Consider the following 4,960-nt stretch of genomic DNA (forward strand, 5'->3'; position numbering starts at 1 on the left):
GTCCGGGCCGGGGGCCCGGACGGCTCACGTCCCCTACGGCTCACGCCCCGGGCAACTCACGTCCCGAGCGGCTCACGGCCGTGACAGCCCGGGTGACCCGCGTTCCGAGCGGCCCGCCTCCCGGGCGACCCGCGCCCCGGACGCCTCAGCCCACGTAGCGCCGCGCCCGGGACTCCCTGCGGGGCGCCTCCAGAGTGCGCAGCCCGCGCTCCACACCCGGCGGGACCGGCGCGCGTTCCCTCAGCACCCAGGGCAGCCCCCCGAGCGCCTCGGCGACGGCCATCGCGCTCGACAGGTCGCGCGGCACCGACCGCAGCACCGACCACGTGTGCCGCCACGCCCCGTCCACCGGGCGCCGCAGCCACGCGGTCCACAGGGTGTTGCGGATGCCCAGGCGCCGCCGCCGGGTGGGGTCGCGCACCGGCGAGGCGGCGTGGTGGGCGACCGTGTCCTCGTCCCAGCACATCCACCACCCGGCGGCGGCCAGGTCCAGCGCCAGCAGCTCCTCCTCCCCGCCCATCCACAGGCGCCGGGAGAAGCCCCCCGTCTGCCAGAAGGCGCGGACGCGGAACACGGTGACCCCGGCGAGCACCCCGAGCAGGGCGGGACCCGGCAGCCAGTCCGGCCCGGGCACCGGCGAGTCGCGCAGCTCCGGGGTGAGGGGGTCCTCCCCGCCCCCGGGCTCCACGATCAGCCGCGCCGTCACCGAACCCAGCCCGGGATGGGCGTCCAACAGGTCGGCGGCCCGCTCCAGGGAGCCCGGTTCCCACCAGGTGTCGTCGTCGCAGAAGGCGACGTAGGGCGTGTCCAGGGCCTCCACCCCGACGTTGCGGCCCACCGAGCCCAGGTTGGCCCCCGCCCGGACGAGCCGCACCCACCGGTGGCGTTCGGCGACGGCCGCGGCCGTGCCGTCGCGCGAGGCGTTGTCCACGACGACGGTCGGCGGCGGCCCCGGCAGGTCCGCCAGCCGGTCCAGGGTGCGCAGCAGTTCCTCCCGGCGGTCGCGGGTGATGACCACGACGCCCACGCGCGCGCTCCGGTTCATGCCTCCTCCAACAGGGCCAGGTCCCGTTCCACGTGCGCGGGCACCGGACGGCGCCGGGCCAGCACCGCGGGCAGGACCCGCAGCGCCCCGGTCAGGGCGCCGCGCGAGACGGGGTCGCGCAGCGAGCGCCCGGCCAGCCGGGCCGTGCGCGCCAGGGCCAGGCCGGGGCGGCGGCGCAGCCAGACCGTCAGCAGGGCGTTGCGCTCCTCCAGCGTGCGCCGCCACAGGCCGGGCGGACGCGCCGAGGACGGGTGGTGGTGCACGCGCACGTGCTCCAGGTGGCACAGCTCCCATCCCGAGGCCGCCAGGTCCTGGGCCAGGAGTGCCTCCTCCCCGGCGAAGAACAGCAGGTGGCTGAAGCCGCCCGCCTCCGTGAACGCCGCGCGCCGCACCACGGCGGCGCAGGCCAGGAACCCGAGGATCCGCGGGCCGGGCAGGCCGTCGCCGTCCGGGAGCGGGCTGTGGGCCAGCGCCCCGTTGAGCGGGTCGGGACGCCCCTCCTCGCCGACGAACACCGACGCGGCGACCAGCCCCAGGCGCGGGTGGGCGTCCAGGGCGTCGGCCGCCGCCTCCAGCGCCCCCGGCGCCCACCAGGAGTCGTCGTCGCAGAAGGCGACGTAGGGCGTCCGGGCGCGCGCCACCCCGGTGTTGCGGGCGACGCAGCCGGTGTTGCGGTCCTGGCGCACGAGTTCGACGTCGGGGAACCCCTCGCGCACGGCCTCGGCGGTGCCGTCGGTGGAGGCGTTGTCCACGACCACCACGGGCGGGCGGGGCTCCAGCAGTTCCAGGTGCCCGAGCGTGCGCAGCAGCTCCTCGCGCCGGTCGCGGGTGGCCACCACCACGGTGACCCGTGAGCGCTCCGGATTCCCCACGCTGGCCCTCTCTCCCCTCTCGTGTCCCGATCCGCGCCTTCGCCGCGGTTCCGTACTCGTGGCGGGGTCCGGCGCTCCGGACTCGCCACGAGTACGAGGGCACCGCGGACCGGGACCTCTGGCGTCACACCGGTACCGTTTCCGGTCCGGCCCTCAGTTGGCGGGCGCGGTCCCCTCGGGCAGGTCCTCGTAGCGGTCGCGCTGGTCCACGAAGTAGGCGACGGTACGGCGCAGCCCCTCGTCCAGGCGGACGCGCGGCCTCCAGCCCAGGGCCTGCTCGGCCAGGCGGATGTCGGGGCGCCGGAAGTGCGGGTCGTCCTCGGGGCGTTCGACGAAGGTGATCTCCGACCGGGTCCCGGTGACGCCGAGGACGACGCGTGCCAGGTTCAGCACGGACAGCTCCTCGTCGCTGCCGATGTTGACCGGCCCCGTCGTCTCGCTGTCGGCCAGGGCGATCAGGCCCCGCACGGTGTCGTCCACGTAGCACAGCGACCGCGTCTGGTGGCCGTCGCCCGCCACCGTCAGCGGCCTGCCCTCCAGCGCCTGGTTGACGAAGGTGGGCACCATGCGGCCGTCGTCGGCGCGCATGCGCGGCCCGTAGCAGTTGAAGATGCGGGCGATGCCCACGTCGGCCCCGCGGGCGCGGTGGTGGGCCATGGTCAGCGACTCGGCGTAGCGCTTGGCCTCGTCGTAGACGCTGCGCGGGCCGACCGGGTTGACGTTGCCCCAGTAGGTCTCGCGCTGCGGGTACTCCAGCGGGTCGCCGTACACCTCGCTGGTGGAGGCCAGGACCAGGCGGGCGCCGTGGCGCTCGGCGCACTCCAGCGCGTTGCGGGTGCCCAGGCTGCCCACCTCCAGCGTCTCCACCGGCAGGCGCAGGTAGTCCGGCGGGGACGCGGCCGAGGCCAGGTGGAACACCGTGTCCACGGGTTCCTCCAGCGTGAACGGTTCGGTGAGGTCGGCCTCCATCAGCTCGAACCAGGGGTGCCCGGCCAGGTGCGCCACGTTCTGCGCCCGGCCGGTGGCGAAGTTGTCCAGGCACACCACGCGTGTGCCCCTCTCCAGCAGCCGTTCGCACAGATGGGAGCCGAGAAACCCGGCGCCACCGGTGACCAGGGCCCTACCTCTCGACGCGTGCTCGCGCATCGTCGCCCACCTCCTCGGATGGTCTCACCGCTTACCTGGGTGCTGTTCTGTGGCCCCTGGGGCCTGTCTTGTGAACGGAGTCTTGGCGTGAGGGGGGTGGTTCGGGCGCCCACGGGGTTCTGGAGGTGCCGCAGGTGAGACCGCGAGGAACGAGCCGTCTCACCGGAGACACCGAAGGTTCCCGTGCTTCGGGCGCCCGAACGCGGGCCGAAGCGAAGCGGAGGCCCCGAAAGACACCGGTCAGGGCCAGGACGTCTCCTGCGAGGGGCAGATCACCATCTCGCGCACCTCGCAGCCGGGCGGCTGGCTCAGCGCGAACACCACCGCGCGGGCCACGTCCTCGGGCGCGTTGAGCTTGGCGTCCGGTCCCGGCTTGTACTGGTCGGGGCGGTCGTCGAAGAAGGAGGTGCTCATGCCCCCGGGGACCAGGAGCGTCACCCCGACCTGTCCGGCGAGTTCGGCGGCCAGCGCCCGGGTGAAGCCCACGACCCCGAACTTGGAGGCGCAGTAGGCCGTGGCGTCGCTGAGCGCGCGCAGGCCGAGCGTGGAGGCGCAGTTGACCACCGTGCCCCGGGAGGCGCGCAGGTGCGGCAGGGCGGCGCGGGTCACGGCGGCGGTGCCGATGAGGTTGACCTGGATGACCCGCTCCCAGTCCTCGGCGGACACGTCGGTGAGCGTGCCGCAGGCGTCGGTCCCGCCCGCGTTGACCAGGGCGTCGATGCGGCCGTGCTGGACGCTGACCTGCTGTACGGCGCGCTCGACCGCCTCGCGGTCGGCCAGGTCCACCTGGTGGAAGGACAGGTCGTTGCCGGGGTGCTGCCGGTCCAGGATGATCGGGTGGCCGCCCCCGTCGGCCACGGCCCGCGCGGTGGCCGCTCCCAGGCCCGAGGACCCTCCGGTGATCAGCGTGTTTCCGAGTGGACGCATCTGTCTCCCTCGTTCTCCGTCGTCGTTCGTCGCTGTCCGTCGTTCGTTTCCGACTTCCCGGGCTCCGGGGCCGGGGCGTCCGGTCCCGGGGCCCTCAGCGGGCGGGTACCCCGTCGCGGCCCCGGCCGCGGATGCGGGTGAACAGCCCGGTCGTGGAGTGGCCGGGCACGAGGGGCACGGTGACCACCTCTCCCCCGGCCCTCCGCACGACGGGCGTCTCGGGCAGGTCCTCCACCTCGTAGTCGCCGCCCTTGACCCACACGTCGGGCCGCAGCTCCTCCAGGGCGCGCACGGGCGTGTCCTCGTCGAAGACGACCACCTCGTCCACGCAGTCGAGCGCGCCCAGCACGCGGGCGCGGTCCTGTTCGGCGACCACCGGACGGCCGCTGCCCTTGAGCGCGCGCACGGAGGCGTCGCTGTTGAGCAGGACCACGAGGCGGTCGCCCAGGGTGCGGGCGCGGCGCAGCAGGTCGACGTGGCCCGCGTGCAGGACGTCGAAGCAGCCGCCGGTCGCCACGACCCTCTCCGCCCGGCCGCCCTCGCCCGCGCGGGGGCCGGGCACCGCGGCGGCGCGCGCCCGCCCGGCGGCGGTGCTCGGGGCGGCGTAGGCCGAGGCCCCGCCCCCGGCGACGAAGGCCGAGGCGGAGGCGACCCCGCGTCGGACGGCGTCGCGTACGTCGTCGCCGTCGGCGAGCGCCGTGGCGCAGGCGGCGGCGAAGGCGTCCCCGGCGCCGCAGGTGTCGGTCGGCGCGTCGACGGGTGTGCCCGGCAGGAGGGCGCACCCGCCCCCGGCGTCCGACCAGGCGGCGCCGCGCGCGCCGAGGGTGACGGCCACCGAGTGCACGTCCCACGCCCCGGCCAGCTCACCGGCCCGGCGCAGGGCCCGCTCGCCGGTCCCCCCGGCGACCCCGGCCTCGGCGGCGTTGGGCGTGGCCAGGCGGGTTCCGGGCACGGGGTCGGCGCCGCGCGG

At 75.9% G+C, this 4,960-nt stretch carries 5 protein-coding genes; all 5 read right to left on the minus strand.

The features are described from left to right. Positions 1-145: 145 nt before the first annotated feature. A complete protein-coding gene (locus DQW06_RS25110; RefSeq protein ID WP_117199434.1) occupies positions 146-1,045 on the minus strand; it encodes a glycosyltransferase family 2 protein in 900 nt (299 codons plus the stop codon). Further along, positions 1,042-1,917: a glycosyltransferase family 2 protein gene (locus DQW06_RS25115; protein WP_013152614.1), complete on the minus strand. Its 876-nt coding sequence runs from the start codon at positions 1,915-1,917 to the stop codon at positions 1,042-1,044. Before DQW06_RS25115 ends, DQW06_RS25110 begins: the two co-directional genes overlap by 4 nt. A 153-nt stretch (positions 1,918-2,070) precedes the next feature. After that, positions 2,071-3,063 carry a UDP-glucuronic acid decarboxylase family protein gene (locus tag DQW06_RS25120; protein WP_013152613.1) on the minus strand — a complete coding sequence of 331 codons (993 nt, stop codon included), beginning with the start codon at positions 3,061-3,063 and terminating at the stop codon, positions 2,071-2,073. Between the two features lie 240 nt (positions 3,064-3,303). Then, positions 3,304-3,990, minus strand: a complete 687-nt coding sequence (locus DQW06_RS25125) for an SDR family oxidoreductase (RefSeq protein WP_013152612.1) — start codon at positions 3,988-3,990, stop codon at positions 3,304-3,306. Positions 3,991-4,084: 94 nt separating this feature from the next. Next, the coding region (gene rfaE2 / locus DQW06_RS25130; RefSeq protein WP_117199435.1) for a D-glycero-beta-D-manno-heptose 1-phosphate adenylyltransferase at positions 4,085-4,960 on the minus strand (876 nt) is incomplete at its 5' end.

It is taken from the genome of Nocardiopsis sp. TNDT3, from assembly GCF_003427465.1.
In the GTDB taxonomy this organism is placed as follows: domain Bacteria; phylum Actinomycetota; class Actinomycetes; order Streptosporangiales; family Streptosporangiaceae; genus Nocardiopsis; species Nocardiopsis dassonvillei.

What these genes read in the sequence shown, in the direction of transcription:
- DQW06_RS25110 (WP_117199434.1), bottom strand. Translation starts at nt 1,045, where the DNA reads ATGAACCGGAGCGCGCGCGTGGGCGTCGTGGTCATCACCCGCGACCGC.
- DQW06_RS25125 (WP_013152612.1), bottom strand. Translation starts at nt 3,990, where the DNA reads ATGCGTCCACTCGGAAACACGCTGATCACCGGAGGGTCCTCGGGCCTG.
- DQW06_RS25120 (WP_013152613.1), bottom strand. Translation starts at nt 3,063, where the DNA reads ATGCGCGAGCACGCGTCGAGAGGTAGGGCCCTGGTCACCGGTGGCGCC.